Annotated in this window: 20 protein-coding genes and 1 pseudogene; 14 read left to right on the top strand and 7 right to left on the bottom strand. The window is 69.3% G+C overall.

Going from position 1 to position 21,243, the window contains the following annotated elements; all coding sequences use genetic code 11:
- Positions 1 to 23: 23 nt before the first annotated feature.
- Together VGK78_RS08800 and VGK78_RS08805 are read left to right on the top strand one after the other, a co-directional pair.
- Positions 24 to 878: a sulfurtransferase gene (locus VGK78_RS08800; protein WP_331527235.1), complete on the top strand. Its 855-nt coding sequence runs from the start codon at positions 24 to 26 to the stop codon at positions 876 to 878.
- On the top strand, positions 878 to 1,174 hold the full coding sequence (locus tag VGK78_RS08805; RefSeq protein ID WP_331527236.1) for a DUF1416 domain-containing protein: 297 nt from the start codon (positions 878 to 880) through the stop codon (positions 1,172 to 1,174). The genes VGK78_RS08800 and VGK78_RS08805 overlap by 1 nt, the downstream gene beginning before the upstream one ends.
- Positions 1,175 to 1,330: 156 nt before the next feature.
- Here VGK78_RS08805 and dtd read toward each other — a convergent pair.
- Positions 1,331 to 1,755, bottom strand: a pseudogene (dtd, locus tag VGK78_RS08810) (D-aminoacyl-tRNA deacylase).
- A gap of 35 nt (positions 1,756 to 1,790) precedes the next feature.
- Here dtd and VGK78_RS08815 point away from each other — a divergent pair.
- Positions 1,791 to 2,618 carry a 3-keto-5-aminohexanoate cleavage protein gene (locus tag VGK78_RS08815; RefSeq protein WP_331527237.1) on the top strand — a complete coding sequence of 276 codons (828 nt, stop codon included), beginning with the start codon at positions 1,791 to 1,793 and terminating at the stop codon, positions 2,616 to 2,618.
- 3 nt (positions 2,619 to 2,621) lie between these two features.
- Here VGK78_RS08815 and VGK78_RS08820 read toward each other — a convergent pair whose 3' ends face one another.
- Entirely contained in the window at positions 2,622 to 4,106 is a 1,485-nt protein-coding gene (locus VGK78_RS08820; RefSeq protein ID WP_331527238.1) for a polysaccharide biosynthesis tyrosine autokinase, read from the bottom strand.
- A gap of 78 nt (positions 4,107 to 4,184) precedes the next feature.
- Here VGK78_RS08820 and VGK78_RS08825 point away from each other — a divergent pair, with 78 nt between their 5' ends.
- The 9 genes from VGK78_RS08825 to VGK78_RS08865 all read left to right on the top strand — a co-directional run bounded on the left by VGK78_RS08825 (position 4,185) and on the right by VGK78_RS08865 (position 13,964).
- The gene (locus VGK78_RS08825; protein ID WP_331527239.1) at positions 4,185 to 4,988 is read left to right on the top strand and encodes a hypothetical protein; all 804 of its coding nucleotides are present in this window, start codon (positions 4,185 to 4,187) and stop codon (positions 4,986 to 4,988) included.
- A complete protein-coding gene (locus tag VGK78_RS08830) occupies positions 4,988 to 5,254 on the top strand; it encodes a hypothetical protein (RefSeq protein ID WP_331527240.1) in 267 nt (88 codons plus the stop codon). The genes VGK78_RS08825 and VGK78_RS08830 overlap by 1 nt, the downstream gene beginning before the upstream one ends.
- Positions 5,255 to 5,290: 36 nt before the next feature.
- Positions 5,291 to 7,354, top strand: coding sequence for a glycosyltransferase family 4 protein (locus VGK78_RS08835; RefSeq protein ID WP_331527241.1), 2,064 nt, complete (start codon positions 5,291 to 5,293; stop codon positions 7,352 to 7,354).
- 126 nt (positions 7,355 to 7,480) lie between these two features.
- Positions 7,481 to 8,764, top strand: coding sequence for a hypothetical protein (locus tag VGK78_RS08840; protein WP_331527242.1), 1,284 nt, complete (start codon positions 7,481 to 7,483; stop codon positions 8,762 to 8,764).
- Between the two features lie 38 nt (positions 8,765 to 8,802).
- Positions 8,803 to 9,489 carry an FkbM family methyltransferase gene (locus VGK78_RS08845; protein WP_331527264.1) on the top strand — a complete coding sequence of 229 codons (687 nt, stop codon included), beginning with the start codon at positions 8,803 to 8,805 and terminating at the stop codon, positions 9,487 to 9,489.
- Positions 9,486 to 10,949 carry an oligosaccharide flippase family protein gene (locus VGK78_RS08850; RefSeq protein ID WP_331527243.1) on the top strand — a complete coding sequence of 488 codons (1,464 nt, stop codon included), beginning with the start codon at positions 9,486 to 9,488 and terminating at the stop codon, positions 10,947 to 10,949. Before VGK78_RS08845 ends, VGK78_RS08850 begins: the two co-directional genes overlap by 4 nt.
- A 62-nt stretch (positions 10,950 to 11,011) precedes the next feature.
- A complete protein-coding gene (locus VGK78_RS08855; RefSeq protein WP_331527244.1) occupies positions 11,012 to 12,004 on the top strand; it encodes an alpha-1,2-fucosyltransferase in 993 nt (330 codons plus the stop codon).
- The gene (locus VGK78_RS08860; protein ID WP_331527245.1) at positions 12,001 to 12,819 is read left to right on the top strand and encodes a glycosyltransferase family 2 protein; all 819 of its coding nucleotides are present in this window, start codon (positions 12,001 to 12,003) and stop codon (positions 12,817 to 12,819) included. Before VGK78_RS08855 ends, VGK78_RS08860 begins: the two co-directional genes overlap by 4 nt.
- Positions 12,816 to 13,964, top strand: coding sequence for a glycosyltransferase family 4 protein (locus tag VGK78_RS08865; RefSeq protein ID WP_331527246.1), 1,149 nt, complete (start codon positions 12,816 to 12,818; stop codon positions 13,962 to 13,964). The genes VGK78_RS08860 and VGK78_RS08865 overlap by 4 nt, the downstream gene beginning before the upstream one ends.
- Before the next feature lie 4 nt (positions 13,965 to 13,968).
- Here the strand turns inward: VGK78_RS08865 and VGK78_RS08870 are convergent, their stop codons facing one another.
- Together VGK78_RS08870 and VGK78_RS08875 are read right to left on the bottom strand one after the other, a co-directional pair.
- On the bottom strand, positions 13,969 to 15,126 hold the full coding sequence (locus VGK78_RS08870; protein ID WP_331527247.1) for a glycosyltransferase: 1,158 nt from the start codon (positions 15,124 to 15,126) through the stop codon (positions 13,969 to 13,971).
- Positions 15,127 to 15,128: 2 nt separating this feature from the next.
- Complete coding sequence (locus VGK78_RS08875; protein WP_331527248.1) at positions 15,129 to 15,878, bottom strand: WecB/TagA/CpsF family glycosyltransferase; 750 nt, start codon at positions 15,876 to 15,878, stop codon at positions 15,129 to 15,131.
- A 115-nt stretch (positions 15,879 to 15,993) separates the two neighbouring features.
- On the opposite strand from VGK78_RS08875, the gene gmd reads away from it, so the two are divergent.
- Both gmd and VGK78_RS08885 read left to right on the top strand, forming a co-directional pair.
- On the top strand, positions 15,994 to 17,025 hold the full coding sequence (gene gmd, locus VGK78_RS08880) for a GDP-mannose 4,6-dehydratase (protein ID WP_331527249.1): 1,032 nt from the start codon (positions 15,994 to 15,996) through the stop codon (positions 17,023 to 17,025).
- The gene (locus VGK78_RS08885) at positions 17,007 to 18,002 is read left to right on the top strand and encodes a GDP-L-fucose synthase (RefSeq protein ID WP_331527250.1); all 996 of its coding nucleotides are present in this window, start codon (positions 17,007 to 17,009) and stop codon (positions 18,000 to 18,002) included. Before gmd ends, VGK78_RS08885 begins: the two co-directional genes overlap by 19 nt.
- Here the strand turns inward: VGK78_RS08885 and VGK78_RS08890 are convergent.
- Genes VGK78_RS08890 through cysD form a run of 3 tightly spaced genes read right to left on the bottom strand, consistent with a single transcriptional unit; the run spans position 17,944 to position 21,224 of the window.
- Positions 17,944 to 19,032, bottom strand: a complete 1,089-nt coding sequence (locus VGK78_RS08890; RefSeq protein WP_331527251.1) for a hypothetical protein — start codon at positions 19,030 to 19,032, stop codon at positions 17,944 to 17,946. The genes VGK78_RS08885 and VGK78_RS08890 overlap by 59 nt on opposite strands.
- A gap of 18 nt (positions 19,033 to 19,050) precedes the next feature.
- The gene (locus VGK78_RS08895) at positions 19,051 to 20,301 is read right to left on the bottom strand and encodes a sulfate adenylyltransferase subunit 1 (protein WP_331527252.1); all 1,251 of its coding nucleotides are present in this window, start codon (positions 20,299 to 20,301) and stop codon (positions 19,051 to 19,053) included.
- On the bottom strand, positions 20,301 to 21,224 hold the full coding sequence (cysD, locus tag VGK78_RS08900; protein WP_331527253.1) for a sulfate adenylyltransferase subunit CysD: 924 nt from the start codon (positions 21,222 to 21,224) through the stop codon (positions 20,301 to 20,303). The genes VGK78_RS08895 and cysD overlap by 1 nt, the downstream gene beginning before the upstream one ends.
- Between the last annotated feature and the right edge of the window lie 19 nt (positions 21,225 to 21,243).

Raw genomic sequence — 21,243 nt, forward strand, 5'->3', positions numbered from 1 at the left:
GCGTACAAGAAAGGTAAGAACAGATGAGCCGCGACACCGCTCTCGTCTCCGCCCAGTGGGTGGAGGACCATCTCGACGACCCGAAGGTCGTCCTCGTCGAGGTCGATGAGGACACCGCCGCCTACGACAAGGGGCACATCAAGGGCGCGATCAAGCTGGACTGGACGACCGACCTCCAGGACCAGGTGCGCCGCGACTTCGTGAGCAAGGCGCAGTTCGAGACGCTGCTGTCCTCGCGCGGCGTCGCCAACGACGACACCGTGGTGCTCTACGGCGGCAACAACAACTGGTTCGCCGCCTACGCGTACTGGTACTTCAAGCTCTACGGCCACCAGGACGTCAAGCTGCTCGACGGCGGCCGGAAGAAGTGGGAGCTCGACAGCCGCGAGCTGACCGACGAGCTGCCCTCGCGGGAGGCGACGTCGTACACCGCAGGCGAGCAGGACAAGAACATCCGTGCCTTCCGCGACGAGGTCGTGCAGGCGATCGGCGTGAAGAACCTGGTCGACGTCCGCTCGCCCGACGAGTACGCCGGTCGGCTGATGGCGCCGGCGCACCTGCCGCAGGAGCAGGCGCAGCGCGCGGGTCACATCCCGACCGCCGCGAACGTGCCGTGGAGCAAGGCGGCCAACGACGACGGGACGTTCAAGTCCGACGACGAGCTGAGGCAGCTCTACACCGATGCCGGCGTCGACTGGGACAAGGACACCATCGCCTACTGCCGGATCGGCGAGCGCTCCTCGCACACCTGGTTCGTCTTCCACGAGCTGCTCGGACAGCAGAACGTGAAGAACTACGACGGCTCGTGGACCGAGTACGGTTCGCTGGTCGGCGTACCGGTGGTGCTCGGTGACGAGCGCGGGGAGGCTGACGCCTGATGTGCGGAGCGACGGCGGGAGGACTGTCCCTCGACGGGGTCGACGTCGCCAAGGAGGCCGTGGTCCAGGGGCAGGTCGTGCGTGACGGGCAGCCGGTGCCCAACGCCTACGTGCGGCTCCTGGACCGGACCGGTGAGTTCACCGCCGAGGTCCCGACCTCGGCGACGGGTCACTTCCGGTTCTTCGCCGCCGACGGGGAGTGGACGTTACGCACGCTCGCTCCCCGGGCGGAGACGGTGGACCGCCGGGTGAAGGCCGCTGTCGGGACGGTCGCCGAGGTGACGATCGCGATCTGAGGTCGTTGGCGACGGGATACCCGGTTCACCGGGGATCCCGCCACTCGTCGGGGGTTGCAACGGCCGAGAAGTGACAGCAGCTCCTGGGCGCTGTGACACGTGGGACTCGTGATACTGCAGCCGGAGCTTCCGCGGCCCGCTCCCACCGCGGCGAGGTCAGCGCTCGAGGAGCACGGTGAAGGGGCCGTCGTTGACCGAGGACACCTCCATCGTGGCGCCGAACACACCGCGCTCGACGTGGGCGCCGAGGTCCGACAGGGCTGCGCAGACGGCGTCGTACAACGGCTCGGAGACCGGTGCGGGCGCGGCGGCCTCCCAGGTGGGACGACGGCCCTTGCGGGCCTCGCCGTACAGCGTGAACTGCGAGACGACCAGCACCGGGCGCCGATGTCGGAGGCCGACTGCTCGTCGGGCAGGATCCGCAGCGTCCAGATCTTGCGGGCCATCCAGTCGGCGTCGGCCTGTCTGTCCGTGTGGGTGACGCCGAGGTAGACCAGCAGGCCGGGGGAGTCCAGTGACCCCACGATGCGCCCACCAACGCTGACGGAGGCGGACGAAGCCCGTTGGACCACAGCGCGCATGGCGTGACTCTCGCATGCCCTGACACGATGGCCCTGTGACCGACCCGCTGCTGATCACCGTTGCCCCGACCGGCGCCGAGACGGCGAAGGAGGACTGCCCCCACCTCCCCACGACGCCCGAGGAGCTGGCGCAGACGGCGAAGGACTGCGAGCAAGCCGGCGCGGCGATGATCCACATCCACGTTCGTGACCGGCAGCACCAGCCGACGCTCGACCTCACACTGCTGCGCGAGTGGGTCGCCGCGGTCCGGGAGTCGACCGACCTGATCGTCCAGCTCTCGACCGGAGGCAGCGTCCACGACCCGCTCGACCAGAGGTTCAAGGTCCTCGATGCCGAGCCCGACGCCTGCAGCCTCACCATGGGTACGACGAACTTCGGCAACGACGTGTTCTCGAACCCCTGGCCGTTCGTCTGTGACCTCTACCAGCTCACCCAGCAGCGTGGCGTCGTCCCGGAGTTCGAGCTCTTCGACCTCGGCCAGGTGCATGCGATGCGCCGGCTGCTCGACAAGTACGGGCTCCCGGCCGGCGGGAAGGTCCACGTCGACCTGGTGATGGGTGTGCCAGGCGGCATGAACGGGACGACCGACGCCCTCGTCGCCGCCGTGCGCGACCTTCCGCGCGAGACCACCAGCTGGTCGGCGACCGGCATCGGCCGCTCGACCCTGAACGTGATCCTGGCCAGCCTGTCGAAGGGCGGCCACCTCCGAGTCGGCATGGAGGACGTGCTCACCATCAGCAAGGGGGTGCCGGTCGAGTCCAATGCCCAGCTCGTCGAGCGGGCGGCCGCGATCGGCGCGCTCGCGCAGAGGCACCCGATGACGCCGGACGAGGCCCGCGAGCTGATCGGCGTAGGCCGCTGACGCTCAGGCCTTCGTCGCGGGCTGCTCCTTCGGACGCCGCGCCTTGTTCTTCCGGCGGCCGGCGTCCGGTTTGTACTCGTACCGGTAGTAGTCCCCGCCGTAGAACCCGCTGGTGGCTGTACGCCGCATCCGGTTGAAGACGATGCCCAGCGTGCGGCCGTGCACCGCGGAGATGTTGCCGAGCGCCGCGGAGAGCTCGGTGTCGAGGGTCCCTCCGTAGGAGACGACGACGATCGCGCCGTCGGCGGAGCGGGTGAGCACGGCGGCGTCGGTGACCGGGAGCAGCGGCGGGGCGTCGATGATCACCATCGCGTCCTTCGACAGCTCCCTGATCAGGCTCTGCATGGTCTTCGAGCCCAGCAGTTCGCTGGGGTTGGGCGGAATGGCCCCGGAGGCCATCACCTGCAGGCCGGGGATGTCGGGATGGTCCTGGATCACCTCAGCCGCCTTGACCCGCCCGACCAGGACGTCGGTCAGCCCGGCGCCGTCGACCATGGCCAGCGAGTCGGCCACCGTTGGCCGGCGCAGGTCGCCGTCGATCAGGGTCACCGGCTGGCCGCCGATGGCGATAGCGGCGGCGAGGTTGGCTGCCACGGTGGACTTGCCGTCGGACTGCTTGGGACTCGTCACCACGATGACCCGAGGCGGGTCGTCGACGTCCATGTAGGCGAGGTTGGTGCGCAGCTTGCGGAAGCCCTCTGCCGTGCTCGCGGAGCTGGCACCCGCCGGGCCGGCAACGGCGAGAGTCAGGGCACGACCGTCCTCGGCTCGCATCTGGGACGACGACGCGATCATGCCGATCACCGGGTGTCCGAACCTCTTCTCGACCTCCTCGCTGGAGCGCAACCGCCGGTCGAACTGGTGCCGGATCATCGCGTAGCCGAATCCGAGGATGAGCCCGAGGAGGAGGCCGATCAGGAGGTTCAGGTTCGTGCGGGGCAGGACGAGGGAGCCTCCGGTGGCCTGCGAGAGGGTCACGATGTGGGGACCCTTGATCTGCTTGACCTCTTCGCTGCTGAGAGTCGAAGGCTCAGGCGTCCCGGCGATGTCCCCGACCTCGTCCGCCAGCGCCTTGACCCACAGGTCCGCGAGCAGGACGGCCCGCTCCGGGCTCGAGGCCCGGGCGTTGATGGTGAGCAGCACCGTGTCGACGGGCTGGTCGACGCTGATGTCGCCCGCCAGAGCGCCGGACGAGTCGGGGAGCCCGGAGCCGGCGAAGTCGGGGAAGCGCGAGACCCGGTCGGCGACGTTGGAGCTCTTGGCGATGGAGACGTAGGAAGTGACCAGGTTCCTCGCGAGCGAGTCGTTGATGCTCGACGTACTGGCGTTCTTGGAGTTGCCGACCGACACCAGCCCGGTCGCGCTGGCCTGGTAGACCTTCGGCTGGGTGGCGTTGTAGCCGGCGGCAGCGAGGACACCGACGACGGCGAGGAGCACGACGCCCACCCAGTGCGAGAGCACGATGCGGACGTAGTCCTTGAATTCCATGAACGTCTCCTCCCCGCGGGGTCCGCGGGTTCTACACTCCCCCGGGTGCGAGGTTCCAGCGTAGGTGATCCGCCGCGCGTGCGTCTGGAAGCTCTGGAAGTCGGCTTCGAGATCCACTGCGAGGGCTCGCGCGCGGGCGACCTGGCCGACTCCGTCCTGGCCGCCTGGGACTGGTGCCTGGTCTCGGGGGACGATGGTGCGGGGCCGTTCCAGCAGGTCAAGGTCGAGCTCGACCCTGGGCTTACGACGCCTGCGAGGTCTTCCGGCGCCACCTCGCTGTCCGGGCACGACCTGCCGACGCTGATGGACCGGCTGAGCCCCCTGGTCACCCGCCTGGCGGTGACGGAACGTCGACACGACCTGGTCATGTTCCACGCTTGCGCCGTCGCGGATCCGAGCACAGGCGACACCGTGGTGCTCTACGGCCCATCGGGCGCGGGCAAAACCACGCTGGCCCGCACCTTGTGCACCGACCTCATCTACCTGTCCGACGAGACGGCCGGAGTCGCCGCCGACCTCAGGGTCGTTCCGTACTTCAAGCCGCTCTCGATCATCGTCAACCCCACCGAGCGGCTCAAGGAGCAGGTCTCGCCCGGACGACTGGGCCTCGTGCGACCGGGCGAGGTGGGCTTCCGACTGGTGGGGCTGGTGCAGCTCTGCCGTGAGCCCGAGCACCGTGGTGATGCGCTGGTCGAGTCCCTGGCCACGGTGGATGCTCTGCCCGAGCTCATGGCGCAGACGTCGTACACGCGCGACATGGAGAGGCCACTCCACCGGATGGCGGACCTCGCCCATCGGGTCGGCGGCGTACGCCGTGCGACGTACGCCGAGGCCGAGCAGCTGCGCCCCGTCGTACGAGCGATCCTGGACGGCGACCTCTGATGCGCGTGCGTCGGCTGGACGTCCTCGATGAGTACGTCGAGGACGGGCGAGCGGCCGTCTACACGACGAAGGGCATGGTGGCGCTGCTCTCGGAGCTGGCGACGGCGGCGTGGTGCATGCTCGACGACCGCTGGGTGCCGACGACCGAGGTCACCGAGATGCTGATCCGTGAGTTCGGCGACCCCGGCGGCGGCGAGGCGGACCGGCTGACCCAGAACGCCCTGCGGTCCCTCGCCGAGCTGTCCCTCGTCGAGCTCGACGACTGAGCGGCCGGCGGCGACGTGCCCCGGCATGATGAGCCTGTGAGCGAGCTGGCCCTGACGGAGGCGGTCCCGCTGGCGTACGCCTTGGTGAACCGCCTGGCCGGAGACCTCGGCGTCCGGGTGCTCTTCATCAAGGGTCCTGTTGCGGATCAGCAGGGCCTGCGCACCAGGCATGTCTCCGTGGACGTGGACGTCATGGTCGACCCTGCGCAGCGCGACCTGCTGGGTGACGGTCTGTCGAGCCTCGGCTGGGCCGACGAGGACCCCCACACGTCGCCGCGAGTCCTTCCCCTCCACTCCTGGACGTATCGGCATCCGCAGTGGCCGTGCGAGCTCGACGTCCACGACAGGTTCCCGGGATTCTTCGCCGAGCCGCAGACCGTGTTCGACACCTTGTGGGCGCGGCGTACCGAGGCGTCGATCGCCACCCGGACGGTGCCGACGCCAGACGTGGCCGGCCACACCTTGATTCTCGCTCTTCATGCGCTGCGTGACCCCGACCGGTCCTTCCACCGGTCCGCGCTCGACGACGTGCTGGGCAAGGCGGGGTCCCGGTTCGACGAATCGGGGTTGGTGGACCTGGCGACCCTGGCCCACGCTCTGGGCGCCGCCGACACCGCCGCGCCGTTCCTCTCCCGTCTGGGTGCTCCGCCAGTGGGCGTCGGCACCACGAGTGAGGCTGACCTGCGTGTGTGGAACCTCCGGACGATGGGCGGTGGTCGTGCGGCGGTCAGCTGGGTCGAGGAGCTGCGGCGCCGGCCCTGGCGGGCGCGACCGCAGTTCATCTGGTACGCCCTGATGCTGTCGGAGAAGGAGCTCCGGCTGGCGGACCCTTCGCTTCCCGAGGGTCGGAAGGCGGTGCTCGGCGCTCGGGCTCGCCGCCTGCGGCGCGGCCTCGGGGCTGTTCCATCCGCGGTCGCCCAGGTCCGGAGGGCTCGCGGCCGAGGCGCTGAGACGACTCCTTCGGTCGACTCCTCCGGTCCCGGCCCGAGCGCGTCCGTGGTGGTCGTCCAAGAGCTGCTGCCGGAGTATCGCGTCCCCTTCTTCGCGGGCCTTCGTGACCGTCTCGGTCGGGAAGGGGTCGAGCTCACAGTCGTCCACGGATTCGCTCGGGGTGACCGCGCCCGGCGCGGGGACCAAGGAGCGTTGCCGTGGGCCGTCACCACGGCGAACCGCCATCTGGCCCTGCTTCCCGGAGCCCCCCGGGCCGTGTGGCAACCGGTGCCCCGCGATCTACTGGACCGGGCCGACCTCGTCGTGGTGGAGCAGGCCAATCGACATCTGCTCAACCACCTCCTCCTGGGCCGCTACCTCCTCCGCGGTCGACCGCGCCTCGTCCTCTGGGGACACGGCGGCAATCTGCAGGCAAGCGGGGACCTCGTCGCTCGAGCCGGCGAGGCGGTGAAACGTCGCCTCAGTGCGCGACCGCACTGGTGGCTCGCCTACACCGCAGGGTCGGCCGAGCGAGTCGCTGCCACCGGCTTCCCGCGCGACAGGATCACGGTGGTGCAGAACGCGGTCGCGGTCACGCCGCCGGCCGCACCTGTCGAACGTCTTCCGGACCGGTGCGTGTACGTCGGAAGCCTCTACCCGGACAAGCGGATCGACTTTCTGCTCGAGGCGGGTCGACGGATCGCCGAGCTGCGGCCCGAGTTCCGTCTCGTCGTGATCGGCGACGGTGAGGACCGCGGTCTCGTCGAGCGGGCGGCGTCGTCCGAGGGCTGGCTGGACCACCGCGGCTCGATGTTCGGCGAGGAGACGGCCGCCGAGCTCGAGCGGAGCCAGCTGCTCCTGATGCCGGGACTGGTCGGCCTCGCGGTGGTCGACTCCTTCGCGCACGAGTGCCCGATGGTCACCATCGAGCTTCCATTCCACAGTCCGGAGATCGAGTACCTCGAGGACGGCGTCAACGGCGTGTGTCTCCCCTCCGGAGTCTCCGCCGAGCAGTACGCCGCTGAGGTCGCCGCCCTCTTGGGGGATGCCGAGCGTCTGGAACGCCTGCGCGCGGGATGTCGAAAGGCCGCATCGAGGTACACCGTCGAGGCGATGGTCGACCACGTCGCTGACGGCCTGCTCGAAGCCCTTCGCCGTTCGCGGAAGTGACGACGGGACTCTCGGTTTCCCGGTCTTGCCGGAAACCGCCCACTATCCTGACGGATGCCGGGGGGTCCGCACAGTGACGTCCCGTCCGGGCGCCGGGCGCCCGTCGTATTCGTTCTCCTGGGGTCCGTGTTGTCCAAGCTGCTCCTGCTGCTGCCGCTGGTGGTGCTGGTCGCCCTCGTAGCCTTGGCGCGTCGTCATCCGATGGTCGCGTGGCTCACCTTGGCCGGGTTGGTCATCGCCGCCGGAGACTGGACCAATCCGGGCGCCCTGATGAATGTCGGTGGACTGGCCATCTACCCGCAGGACGCAACGGCGATCGTCCTCCTCGTGGCGGTGTTCACGACTCCAGGCGTCCTCAAACGCGCAGAACCGGCCGACCTGGCCCTCTGGGGCATGGTTGCCGCACTGGTCCTGATCTCGCTCGTGCGCGGCTTCTCTGAGTTCGGAGCCGCCACGGCCGGCAACGAGGTCCGTGCCATCGTCCAGCTCGCGGCAGCGACCCTGTGGGTGTGGACTCGTATGCCCTTGCCTCAGTTTTCCCGAGAACTGCGGCGCTGGTGCTGGGTCACCGCACTGGGGCTGACCGTCGTGGTTTCGATTCACATCTGGCATCGCGGTCTCGGAAACGTCGACGAGCTGATCTTGGTCAATGGTGACGAAGTCACCAGCCGTCCGCTGGTGGCGACCCAGGCCCTGATACTCGGGCTCATCGGGCTTGCTCTCCTGGTCCGCGAGACACGCTTCACCCTTCGCCTCGTCGCCGTCGGCTTCCTCACGTTGTGTGCGCTGTGCCAGCAGCGGTCCGTCTGGGCCGCGCTGATCCTCGCCGTCGCCTCGCTGGCGCTGCTCGCACCCAAGCTCCGGGCCCGGTTGTTCGGCTTGGGTCTGCTCACGGGGCTCGTGGTGCTCGTCCTCTACTCCGCCGGCACCCTCGATCCGCTGATCCACAAGTTCGAGCTCGCCTATCACAGTCGCGGCACCTTCGTGGATCGCCAACTGGCCTGGCGCACGCTCGTCGGTCAGCAGAACCAGATGGGATCCACGACGGTGCTGCTCGGCCAGCCGTTCGGCTCGGGATACGTCCGCCGTGAGCCGAACGGAACGATCGAGTACTTCGCCCCCCACAACTACTACGTCTCGCTCTATCTGCGAATCGGCCTCATCGGTGTCACGGCCTTCGTCCTGGCGATGGGTCGCGGTGTATGGCGCAATTTGAAGTCCCGTCAGGCCGTCGGCGTCGCCTGGGCGGTCGGACTGATGACCTTCTGCTACGCGTACAACATCCAGTTGTACGTCGCACCGTTGCTCGCCGTGGCGATCGGGGTCACCCTCGCTCCGAGTGCTGGCGATCAAGAGTCGACTCCGCCCCAGCCGGACGACGTGCGAAGTGGCGTGGTGGCGGTGCCATGACGTTGGCCCACACAGCTCGCGGATGGGCGCAGAAGTGGATGGGGCTCGATGTCCAGCGCTACCCACAGAGTGATCCCTTGCATGGGGTTTCGCTGCTCCTGGCACATCTTCGCGTCGACCTCGTGTTCGACGTCGGGGCCAATGCCGGGGGTTATGCGCGAACGTTGCGCCGGCTCGGCTACCGAGAACGCGTCATATCCTTCGAGCCGCTCTCCGGGCCGTTCGCTCGACTCGCGGCCGTCGCGCAGGGCGACCCACTCTGGGACGTCGTCAGATGCGCGGTCGGGGACCACGAGGGAGACGCCCTCGTCCACGTAGCCGGGAACGCCGGCGCCTCATCGTCGGTGCTGCCCATGCTCGCCAGCCACATGGCGGCCGCTCCCGGTGCCACGTACGTCGCCGATGAGCGAGTGCCGCTCCATCGTCTCGATGAGCTGGTGCGCGACCACGTCAGCGGTCGTCGCTGCTTCCTCAAGCTCGACGTGCAGGGATACGAACGTGCGGTCCTCGACGGTGCGACTGATCTTCTCGCCGACGATCGCCTTGTGGGCGTGCAGGCGGAGATGTCCCTGGTCCCGCTCTACGAGGGATCCATGCTCTGGCGTGAGACCGTGGAGCTCTTGTCGGGTCACGGCTTCGAGCTCGCCGCCCTGATCCCAGGGTTCGCCGACCCCACCTCCGGACGGCTCCTCCAAGCTGACGGCGTGTTCATCCGGACGCCATGAGTCGGGTCCGGGCAGTCGCGGGCGGAGCCGTCGTTCTGGTGGGGAGCCAGGTGCTCGTCACCGTGGTGCAGGTCGGCACGGGCGCCGCAACCGCGCGGCTCCTTGCCCCGACGGCCTTCGGAGTGTTCGCCGCCGCGATGTCCATCACCGGTGTGCTCGGAGTCATCCTCAACTCGGCCACAGCGACGGCGGTGCTCCGAGAGCCGAAGCTGACCCGAGGGCGCGTGTGGAAGCTCTGGTCGATTGCGGCGCAGCAGGCCGTGATCGGCGGCGCTGCGACCTGGCTGGTGGCGCCGGCGTGGGCCTCGCTCTACGACACGCCCTCGGCGGAGACCATGATCCATTGGCTCAGCCTTCAGGTAGGGCTCTCTCCACTCGCCACCACGAGTTCGGCACTGCTCCGACGCGAGCGCCGGGCGCGAGCGGACGCCCTCACCCAGGCTGGCTCCGTGATGCTTGGTCTGTTGGTAGGACTCGCCTGTGTCTGGCAGTGGCGTCAGCCGGTGCTCCTGGTCGTGTCTCCGATCACGGCTGCTGGGTCCCTGCTGATAGGGACCTTCCTGCTCCGTAGGGACCGGTATCCCCGTGCCCGCCTCGACCGACGATGGTCGGTGCGGCGCGCCAACACCCAGATCGTGCTCCAGAACCTCTTCTTCCTGGCCTTGAGCGCGGTCCCGGTCTGGCTCGTCAGCCGGGTCGACGATGCTCACGAGCTCGGCCTGTTCTCACGGGCATCGGCCATCCCCACGATGGTCGTAGCTGCCCTCAGCCTCGGTCTCGTGAGGTCGGCCCAGCCGTACTACCGCTCGATCGAGGTCGAGGATCAAGGAAGGGCCCTCCGAGATCTGGTGGTGATGACTGGCGCAGTCGCCGTCCCTATGATGACGGCTCTCGCCGCCTGCGCTCACCCTCTGATCGATGTGTGGCTCGGCTCCAACTGGATCGAAGGGGCGAAGTACACGCCGGTGGTGGCGGCGGGTAGTGCGGCGTACCTGATGTTCACCCTCCTCGCCAACGCCGCAGAGACGCTGAGCTTCCTGAGAGACGTGAGGGTGGCCCAGGCCGCGATGCTCCCTGCCCTCGTCTGTGTCGCCCTGGTGTCCTATGCGCTCGGATCGTCCGAGGTGGCGGCCGCCACGACGCTCGTGGTCGCACTGCCCGGTCTCGCCTCGCTCACCATGGTCCTGGACAAGCGAGGTCTCGGCGCTGTCCGCGGTCTGCTGCCGGCCGCCGCTTCACAGTTCGCCTTCGGCCTCGCGATCGGTCTGGTCGGGTGGCTGTGCGCCCGCGCGAGCGCCGGGCTCGGGTCGTGGGCATCGCTGGTTCTGTCGGCCGCGATCGTCGGGGTGCTGTTCGTCGTGAGCTTGCCGTTGCGGCCCGAGTGGCGGGTCATGCGCGCGCGCGGACTTCTTCCATCGCCGCTGACGCGGGTTGGCGCTTCCCGGGAGCCGTCCCTGTGAAGCTCGCGGCTGTGACCGCATCGGGCACCGGACGCCGCGGGGCCGGCCTCGGCAACGAGGCGGTGGCGTGGGGCAAGGCGATGCTGGCGGCCGAGGCGCTTGACCTCCGGCTCCTGGCCCCCCGATGGCTGATGAACAGATACAGGCTCGGTGCCCAGCTGGGCATTTCCCCGGGGGCGATGCTGCGCGCGGAGCTGGTGGCCGGCCTGTCGCCATCCCGCGAGCTCACCGAGAACCTATACCGGGAGACGGGGCAGGTGGACTTCGGGGCCGCGGTCTCGGCGGCGCGCGCGGCCGGACGGCTCGACGGCGCACGTCTCCTCGTCACATCGGGAATGTGGGGTGGATACGCCTCCATCGCTCGGTCGCGTCCGGGGCTGCGCCAGTCGGTGCTTGCAGCCCCAGGTGCGAGGGAGCTGGTGGCGTCGGCCACTGATCGAAGCGATGTGACTGTGGGCCTGCACGTCCGCCGAGGAGACTTCGGCGCCGTTCCTCCTGAACCGGGCACGTTCAACCGCTCCGTCCCGGTCTCGTGGTTCACAGGCGTCGTCCGCTCGCTGACCGATCTGCTTCCGGAAGCGTCGTACGTCGTGTGCACGGACGCCGCCGAAGGCCAGCTGTCCGAGCTGACAGAGCAGTCACGGGTACGCGTGGTCCGCGGGCGGGGCGTCGCCGCACCCGTGCAGGAGCTCGCCGTGCTTGCCAGCTGCGACATCCTCGTGTGCTCGGTCTCCAGCTTTTCCATGCTTGCCGCATTTCTCTCCGACCGCCCTTACCTCTGGTACGCACCGCAGCTCACAGTCGTCGACGGCTTCGCGACGATCTGGGGCATGGAGTCCGCCCAACAGGCTCCGGGCTCTCCGACGCACCAGGCGCTCGCGCTGCGCGACGGTCACGTCCGGGCCCGCGGGCTTCCGGTAGCCGCCGACGGGGCGGTTCACGTCACGGAAGAGGTCCTCGCGACGCCCGTGGAGGGCTGGGACCGGCGACGAGACCTGCTCTACTACGGTGCAGTTCCCGACCGGGGTGCAGGCGACCAGGGGAGATGGGCTTGATCCGCATCGACGTGCTCATCACGTCGCACAACCGCCGCGAGAAGACCCTCGCCTGTCTGGAGTCCCTGGCCGGCCAACGCAGTGGCGACGCCGACGTCAGGGTGGTTCTCGTGGACGCGGGCAGCACGGACGGAACCCCCGTCAGGGTCGCCGAGAGATACCCCGATGTCGTCGTGGTGCGGGCGGGCACCGACGTCTATTGGGGCGGCGGGATGCAGATCGCCGGCAGCCACGCGCGCGACACGGCGGACTTCCACCTCTGGCTCAACGACGACGTCCTGCTCGAGCCGCACGCGCTCTCCGAGCTCCTGAGCGTTGCCCGACCCGACAGGATCGTGGCCGGCAAGCTCAGCGACGCGACGGGTGTGCCGACGTACGGCGGCTTCACGTCCACGCGACTCGCCCCACTGTCATTCCGGCCGATACCGGTCAGCGCGCGGCCCGAGCCGGCGCGGACCATGAACGGCAACGTCGTCCTCGTCGGGCGTGCGGTCCTCGACGCCATCGGTGGAGTGCGTGGCGACCTGTTCCCCCATGCGTTCGGCGACGTCGACTACGGACTCACCGCGACACGCTCCGGGTTCGAGGTGGTGCAGGCACCGGGGATCATCGGCACCTGCTCGCGCAACCCACCGGCGACGCGGCGAAGCCTGCCCAGCTTCCGAGCGCGCTGGCGGGCGACCCGGAGCATCAAGGAGCTGCCGCCGCAGATGTGGTGGCACGCCTGCCGCCGGCACACCGGAGTGCTCGCGCCGTTCTTCTTCGTGGTGCCGTACGCCAAGCTCCTGCGCCGCGTGCCCGAGGCCTCTTCATGAGGGTGGCGCTCACCGGGCCGCTCGACCTCCAGCTCCTGCAACCCGCGCTCACGTCGGTGGTGACGTCTCGGGGCTATCCGTTCCCGATGACCGCCCATCTCGCGCTCAGGCTCGTCGAGCTGAACCACCGCGTGCACGTGGTCACGCTCGATCCGACGGCCGGGCGCCCCTACCAGCTCACCGGGCCGTCTCTGGACGTCTCGGTGCTCCCGATGCGTCCGCGCGCCCGTGACCGCGCCCTGGACGGCTTCCGCGTCGAGCGCCGCCTCCTGGCCGACGCTCTGCGGTCGGCCACGCCCGACATCGTCCACGCGCACTGGACCTATGAGTTCGCGCTCGCGGCGGAGCGCTCCGGCCTGCCGACGCTGGTGACCGTCCATGACTGGGCGCCGGCCGTCCTCGCCCAGTACCGCGACATGTACCGCGCGATCCGGCTGGGCATGCAGGTGCGGGCGCTGGCCGCGGCGAAGCATGTGAGCGCTGTCTCGCCGTACATCCAGGGCAAGGTCCGTTCGCGTTACCGCAAGTCCTGCTCATTGATCCCCAACGGGATCGCCGACGCGTACTTCGACGTGCCGTCGCCCGAGCGCGCGGACGGCGTGCGTTTCGGCTGCCTCGTCACCAGCGATGACCGTCGCAAGAACCTAGGTCCCCTGCTCGAGGCCTTCGGCCTCGTGCGAGCCCGTGCCGGCTCGCCCGCGCACCTCACCGTCGCCGGTGGTGGGTGCGGGCCCGAGGACCGTTTGCACCGTTGGGCTCGAGAACGAGGACTGCACGCCGGCGTCGAGTTCCGCGGGCGAGTGGAGGCGACCGAGGTGCCGGCGTACCTCGCGGGGCTCGACGTCTTCGTCCACCCGGCGCGAGAAGAGTCGTTCGGGATGACGCTGGTCGAGGCGATGGCAGCCGGCGTTCCCGTGGTCGGGGGGCGACGGAGCGGCGCCGTGCCGTGGCTGCTGGAGAACGGTCGATCGGGTGTCCTCGCCGACGTCACTCACCCGGGGGGCCTGGCCGACGCCATGCGCACGCTGCTCGACGTGCGCGAGCGTGAGGCGTGGGGAGCCAGGGCCCGGGCTCGGGCCGAGAACTTCCGCATGTCGGCGGTGGCCGATCTCTACGTCGAGGAGTACCGCAGGGTGCTCGGGTGACACCTCATCGCATCACCTCGCCGTAGACCTCGAGCAAGGACTCGAGCCCGCGGGCAGGCGTGTTGTCGCGCTCGAACCGCGCACGGGCGACAACCGACTGCCGGGCGACGTCGTGGTCGTCGATGCTGCGGATCGCATCGGCGATCGCGCGTGTGGTGGGAGCGACCGTCCACCCGCCCTCGCCACCGACGACGGAACCCACGCTGCCGCCGTCGACGGTCAGCACCGGCCTACCGGTACCGAAGGCTTCGGCCACCACGAGCGGGTAGGCTTCGTACACCCGCGAAGCGACCACGACGTACGCCGCAAGCCGCATGGCCTCGTGAACGCCGGCCGGGTCGAGTGGACCCAGGTGTTCGATGCTGTCGTCGGCAGCGGCGGCTGCTGCGACGGCGGCCGCGAGCGGACCGTCGCCGGCGATCCGGAGCCGTCGACCCGACCGGCGCCCGCCCGAGGCCCACGCCTCGAGCAAGCGGTCAACGCCCTTCGCCTGGTCGAGACGACCGACGAACAGCACGTCGTTGCCGGGCTCGGGGTCGTGACCGGGGTCCGGCACCCAGGTCGGCCGCACGGTGACTCGTTCGGCCGGAACACCGGTCGCGACCAGCTTGTCGCGCGCGAACGGGGTGAGCGCCAGGTAGCGGGAGATGCCTTCGCGCCAGGTCGAGCGATGAAAATTCTGTCCGGCGGTCATCGGCAGGGTCTGGAGGCGTGAGCCGCGGTAGCAGCCGTGCCGGACCGCCGGCAGCCCGAACCTCGTCCCGAGGCAGTCGGTGCAGGGATGCCCGTCGCGCAGGTGCAGGCCGTTCACGCACCCGTGTCGGTAGTTGTGCACCGTCTGGACGACCGGCACACCGGCGCGGCCGGCGACTCGTACGACGTACGGAGAGATGAGCGGGAAGACGTTGTGCAGGTGGACCACGTCTGGCCGGGACTCCTCGAGAAGGCGGCGGAAACGACGTACGCCGGACGGGGAGTAGACCGGCCCGGGTGCAGCCTGGAGCGCCCCGCGCAGCCCGGGCGCGATGTCGTCGCTCTCCGTGATCATCTCGACGACCTCGACCCCGCCGTCACGCAGGAGAGCGATCTCGGCGTCAACGAGTCGGTTCTCCCCGCTCGGCGCAGCGGACCGGTATCGGTTGTGCGCGACCAGGACTCGCACGACTACCCCCGGTGGCGCCAGGCACTGAGCAGGAAGCGCGGGTTTCCGAGCAGGTAGCGACGCCACAGCCGGCGCGGCTCGACGGCGAGGCGGTAGAGCCACTCCAGGCCGGTGCCCTGCACGACACGCGGGGCCTCCTTGATCGAGCCCGCCCAGAAGTCGAACGCAGCACCGACCGGCACGATCGGCATCGACAGCCGGTCGGCGAGGCGACGCACGAGGTAGTCCTGGCGAGGCGTCCCCAGCCCGATCCAGAGGATGTTCGCGCGCGACTCCTCGACCCGGCGGACCAGACCGCCGACGTGCTCGTCGGTGATGGGGGTGAACGGCGGCGACTCGGTGCCCACGACCTGGAGGCCCGGCACATGATGCTGGAGACGGCCGGCCATCTCCTGCGCGATGCCGTCCTTGCCGCCGTAGAGGTAGTGACGAAGCCGTCCGCTTCCCATCGTGGCGACCTTCCCGACCAGCTCACTTCCACGGACCGGGCCCTTCATGCCGTGACGGCGGCCCAGGAGCGCCACCGGCACACCGTCGGCGAGGTTGAGGTCCGCCTCGAGAAGCGCCGTTCGCAGGTCGTCGTCCTGGTCGACGAGCGAGAGGGTGAACGCGTTGCACAGGTGCACCTGGCAGGCTCGCGCCTCCACGGCGTCCCGGACGATGCGTCTCGCCGCCTCGGAGGCGTCCACCGCGCTGATCGGCACCGAGCAGACGGCGTACGTCGCCGCGGGCGAGTCGGCGAGCTCGGGCACCCGATCACCTTGTCACATCCGCCTCGTGCGACACGGCTGTTTGGCTATGCTCATGGCCTCAGTCGCCGTGCCCGACGACGCCGGCGAACCACTCCTCGTTCGAAACGGAGCAGCCGTGCGCCGAGCGCTGATCACGGGCGTCACCGGACAGGACGGCTCGTACCTGGCCGAGCTCCTGCTCGGCAAGGGCTACGAGGTCCACGGGCTCATCCGACGCGCCTCGACGTTCAACACCGGGCGCATCGACCACCTGTATCGGGACCCGCACGACGAGAACGCCCGGATGTACCTGCACTACGGCGACCTCACCGACGGTGCGCGCCTGATCGGCCTCATGCGGGACATCGATCCGGACGAGGTCTACAACCTCGGCGCCCAGTCACACGTACGCGTCTCCTTCGACGAGCCCGAGCACACCGGCAACGCCACGGCGCTGGGGGCGATGCGCCTCCTCGAGGCGGTCCGGATGTCCGGGGTGCAGTGTCGCTACTACCAGGCATCCAGCTCGGAGATGTTCGGCGCCGAGACTCCGCCGCAGAACGAGGAGACGCCCTTCTACCCACGGTCGCCGTACGGCGTCGCGAAGGTCTACGGGTACTGGGCGACCCGCAACTACCGCGAGGCGTACGGGCTGTTCGCCGTCAACGGGATCCTGTTCAACCATGAGTCGCCGCGTCGTGGCGAGACGTTCGTGACCCGCAAGGTCACCCGTGCCGTCGCGCGGATCAAGGCCGGGCTCGACGACCACGTCTACCTGGGCAACCTCGACGCGGAGCGGGACTGGGGATACGCCCCGGAGTACGCCGAGGGCATGTGGCGGATGCTCCAGGCCGACGAGCCCGACGACTTCGTCCTGGCCACCGGAAGCTCGATGACGGTCCGCGACTTCGTGGAGGCGTCGTTCCGTCACGCCGGCCTCGACTGGCAGGAGCACGTCCGGTTCGACGAGCGTTACCTGCGTCCGTCCGAGGTGGACGCGTTGCGCGGTGACGCCTCCAAGGCCGAGAAGGTGCTGGGCTGGAAGACGACCGTCGACGGGGCGCGGCTGGCGCAGATCATGGTCGACGCCGACATCGAGGCGCTCGAGCACGAGGGGCGGCCGTGGATCGACAGGGTGAGCCTGCCGGAATGGCCGGCGACCCCATGACCACAACCTCGGGTTTCACTCCCGGCCCGCTCGACCGCGGGGCCACGACGTACGTCGCGGGTCACCGCGGCATGGTCGGCTCGGCCGTGTGGCGCCGGCTCGAGGCCGCAGGCTTCACGGATCTTCGCGGCCGGTCGTCGGGCGAGCTCGACCTGCGCGACCGTGCGTCGACGTTCGACTTCTTCGCCGAGACGAGACCGCGCTACGTCGTGCTGGCCGCCGCCAAGGTGGGCGGCATCCTCGCCAACGACAGCCATCCGGTCGAGTTCCTCTCGGACAACCTTCGCATCCAGACCAACGTCCTCGACGCGGCGCTCGAGCAGCGGGTCGAGCGTCTGCTGTTCCTGGGCTCGTCCTGCATCTACCCGCGTCTCGCGCCCCAACCGATCCGTGAGGACTCGCTGCTGACCGGGCACCTCGAGCCCACCAACGACGCCTACGCGATCGCCAAGATCGCGGGCATCCTGGGCATCCAGGCCGTGCGCCGCGAGTACGGCCTTCCCTGGATCTCGGCGATGCCGACCAATCTGTACGGCCCGGGCGACAACTTCTCGACCACGGGCAGTCACCTCCTGCCGGCCCTCATCCGCCGGTACGTCGACGCGGCGGGGACCGGCGCGCCGTACGTCACCAACTGGGGCACCGGCACCCCTCGGCGTGAGCTGCTGCACGTCGACGACATGGCCATGGCCTGCCTGCACCTCCTCGAGCACTACGACGGCCCGAGCCAGGTCAACGTCGGCACCGGCCGCGACGCCACGGTCCGTGAGATCGCTGAGACGGTGGCGGAAGTCGTGGGCTACCGCGGTGAAACCCGGTGGGACGACTCCAAGCCCGATGGAATGCCCCAAAAGCTCCTCGACGTCACCACGCTCGAGCGGGCAGGCTGGACCGCCTCCATCGGGCTGCGCGAGGGGATCACCTCGACCGTCGGGTGGTATCGCGCCCACGAGGGGACGCTCCGCGACGTCGGCTAGGGCCGGCGCGCCGAATCCGTTGAGCGACCGCTCTGGTCACGTCGGCGGCGACCTTGACTCTCGTGTTGGCCGGCACGCCGAGCGCGCGGCCGAGACGGCGGCGGTAGGCGTCGTCCGGGCACGACCAGAGTGACGAGTCAGGCCGGAGCGTGTGCGGGTACAGCTGGCGCAGGCCGTACTTCTTCTCGGCTGGCACGTGCCACAGCGGGAGATCGAGGTCCTCCGGTGTGACGTTGCGATGCTTGAACGGCTGGGTCCACAACCGCTTCACGAACGGGTCGCCGGTGCCCTGCTCGATTCGGAGGGCCGAGTAGCAGAGGCTGAGGAGGTGGGCCTCCTCGATCTGTGTGATCTCGCCCCGCTCGTGGCGCTCGAGCACGCCCGGCCATAGCTCCTCAGCCTTCGCGACGAGGCCGAGACAGACGTCGGCTCGCGCGGCGACGAATTCGCCCCCGGAGTAGTCGACGACGCCGTTGCTCTCGATGCCCAGTCGCTGCGCGAGCTCGGTCAGCCGACGACGTGAACAGCCGTTGATGGGGTGATCGGGGCCATAGCCGACCCGGTAGGTCAGCGCGCCTCGCTCGCCGATCTGGTCCCACATGGCCTCGCCTGCCGCGGCGCCGGACCAGACGATGTCGCTGTCGAGCAGCACGGCGGGGTCGGACTCATCGCTGGACCGGCCCAGGGCGCGGAGTGCGTCGAACACGAAGAACTGGTTGCGCCACCCGGCCGGCCATCGCGGCGGGGGCGCAAACGTGTAGGGAAGGACCTGACGCTCCACGCCCAGCCGCTCGAGAACGCCGTACACCTCGCTCGAGACACGCGACGCAGAGGGGTCCCACCCCTTGTTGAGGTAGACCACGAGCCGCGCGTCGGGGACGACCCGCCGCGCGGTCGCGAAGAAAACCGCGAGGCACCGCCGATAGACGTCGCGGAACTCCTGGGTCGACGAGTCGCCGCTGACCTGTGCGTAGGCGCCGCCCTCGGCGCGCTCCTGCTCGTAGAACCACGTGGCGACGACACGCGTCATGTCACGTGGCCCGAGTGCTCAGGAGCCGGAGTTGATCATCCCGGCGCCGACGGTGACGCCGGTGGCCTCGTCGATCAGGATGAAGGAGCCGGTGGTGCGGTTCTTCGAGTACGGGTCGCACAGCAGCGGCACGGTCGTGCGCAGCTGGACGCGGCCGATCTCGTTGAGGCCGAGCTCCTTGGTGTCCTGGTCGCGGTGCAGGCTGTTCACGTCGAGGCGGTACTGGATGTCCTTGACCAGCGCCCGGCCCATCCGGGTCGTGTGCTTGATCGCGAGCTTCTGACGGGGGCGCAGCGGCTCGGTGGTCATCCAGCAGACCATCGCGTCGATGTCCTGGCTGGGCTTGGGGGCGTTCTTGACCCGGGCGATCATGTCGCCGCGGCTGACGTCGACGTCGTCCGCGAGGCGAACCGTGACCGACATCGGCGGGAAGGCCTCGTCGATCTCCTGGTCGAACATGTCGATGCCCTCGATGGTCGACGTCATGCCGCTGGGCAGGACGACGACCTCGTCACCGGGCTTCAGGACGCCGCCGGCGACCTGGCCGGCGTACCCCCGGTAGTCGTGGAACTCGTCGGACTTCGGGCGTACGACGTACTGCACCGGGAAGCGGGTGTCGACCAGGTCGCGGTCGGACGCGACGTGGACGTGCTCGAGGTGGTGCATCAGCGTCGGGCCGGCGTACCACGGGGTGTTCTCCGAGCGCGTCACCACGTTGTCGCCCTTGAGCGCCGAGATCGGAATCACCGAGAGGTCGGGGATCGACAGCTTGGTCGCGAACTGCGTGAACTCGTTGTGGATCCGGTCGTAGATCTCCTGCGACCAGTCGACGAGATCCATCTTGTTGATCGCCAGGACCAGGTGGGGGACCCGCAGCAGCGACAGCAGTACGGCGTGTCGACGGCTCTGCTCGGTCAGGCCCTGCCGGGCGTCGACCAGCACGAGCCCGAGGTCGGCGGTCGAGGCACCGGTGACCATGTTCCGGGTGTACTGGATGTGCCCGGGGGTGTCGGCGATGATGAACTTCCGCGCCGGGGTCGCGAAGTAGCGGTAGGCGACGTCGATCGTGATGCCCTGCTCGCGCTCGGAACGGAGGCCGTCGGTGAGCAGAGCCAGGTCGGTGTAGTCGTAGCCACGCGAGTGGCTGGTGGCCTCGACGGCCTCCAGCTGGTCCTCGAAGATCGACTTGGAGTCGAGCAGGAGCCGACCGATGAGGGTGGACTTCCCGTCGTCGACCGATCCCGCCGTGGCGAAACGGAGCAGGTCCATCAGAAGTAGCCCTCCTTCTTCCGGTCCTCCATGGCGGCCTCGGAGAACCGGTCATCGCCACGGGTCGCGCCGCGCTCGGTGACGCGGGCGACGGCGATCTCGTCGATGATCTTGTCGATGGTGTCGGCGTCGGACTCCACCGCGCCGGTCAGGGTCAGGTCGCCGACGGTGCGGAAGCGCACGGTCTTCGTGACGACCTCCTCACCCTCCTTGCAGGGGTTGAACTCGCTCTGGGTGAACCACATCCCGTCGCGCTGGAAGACCTGCCGCTCGTGGGCGAAGTAGATCGACGGGATCTCGATCTGCTCGCGGCCGATGTAGTGCCAGATGTCGAGCTCGGTCCAGTTCGACAGGGGGAAGACCCGCATGTGCTCGCCGCCGTGCAGCTTGCCGTTGTAGAGGCTCCACAGCTCGGGGCGCTGGTTCTTCGGGTCCCACTGGCCGAAGTCGTCTCGGTGGGAGTAGACGCGCTCCTTCGCGCGTGCCTTCTCCTCGTCGCGGCGGCCACCGCCGAAGAGGGCGGTGAAGCCGTTCTCCTCGACGGCGTTGAGCAGCGTGCCGATCTGGAGCCGGTTGCGGCTGGTCTTGCCGTCGTCGACGACGATGCCGTTCGCGATCGCGTTCTCCACGCTGGCCACGACCAGGCGTGCTCCCAGCCGCTGCACCCAGTTGTCACGCGCCGCCAGCACCTCGGGGAAGTCGTAGCCGGTGTCGATCTGGAGCACCGGGAACGGCAGCTTGGCGGGGTAGAACGCCTTCTCCGCCAGGCGCAGCATGACGATGGAGTCCTTGCCGCCGGAGCACATCAGCGCGGGCTTCTCGAACTCGGCCGCGGCCTCACGGAAGATGTGGATCGACTCCGCCTCGAGCTGGTCGAGCTGGCTCAGCTGGTAGTCGACATGGGTCGGTGGGGCGGCAGTCATGGGTGTGCGGGGGCCTCTC

It is taken from the genome of Nocardioides sp., assembly GCF_036503465.1.
In the GTDB taxonomy this organism is placed as follows: Bacteria; Actinomycetota; Actinomycetes; order Propionibacteriales; family Nocardioidaceae; genus Nocardioides.

Bases quoted from the DNA above. Each gene is read 5' to 3' on its own strand.
- VGK78_RS08800 (WP_331527235.1), top strand. From the start codon at position 24: ATGAGCCGCGACACCGCTCTCGTCTCCGCCCAGTGGGTGGAGGACCAT.
- VGK78_RS08805 (WP_331527236.1), top strand. From the start codon at position 878: ATGTGCGGAGCGACGGCGGGAGGACTGTCCCTCGACGGGGTCGACGTC.
- VGK78_RS08820 (WP_331527238.1), bottom strand. From the start codon at position 4,106: ATGGAATTCAAGGACTACGTCCGCATCGTGCTCTCGCACTGGGTGGGC.
- VGK78_RS08830 (WP_331527240.1), top strand. From the start codon at position 4,988: ATGCGCGTGCGTCGGCTGGACGTCCTCGATGAGTACGTCGAGGACGGG.
- VGK78_RS08845 (WP_331527264.1), top strand. From the start codon at position 8,803: ATGGGGCTCGATGTCCAGCGCTACCCACAGAGTGATCCCTTGCATGGG.
- VGK78_RS08850 (WP_331527243.1), top strand. From the start codon at position 9,486: ATGAGTCGGGTCCGGGCAGTCGCGGGCGGAGCCGTCGTTCTGGTGGGG.
- VGK78_RS08865 (WP_331527246.1), top strand. From the start codon at position 12,816: ATGAGGGTGGCGCTCACCGGGCCGCTCGACCTCCAGCTCCTGCAACCC.
- VGK78_RS08885 (WP_331527250.1), top strand. From the start codon at position 17,007: ATGGCCGGCGACCCCATGACCACAACCTCGGGTTTCACTCCCGGCCCG.
- VGK78_RS08890 (WP_331527251.1), bottom strand. From the start codon at position 19,032: ATGACGCGTGTCGTCGCCACGTGGTTCTACGAGCAGGAGCGCGCCGAG.
- VGK78_RS08895 (WP_331527252.1), bottom strand. From the start codon at position 20,301: ATGGACCTGCTCCGTTTCGCCACGGCGGGATCGGTCGACGACGGGAAG.
- cysD (WP_331527253.1), bottom strand. From the start codon at position 21,224: ATGACTGCCGCCCCACCGACCCATGTCGACTACCAGCTGAGCCAGCTC.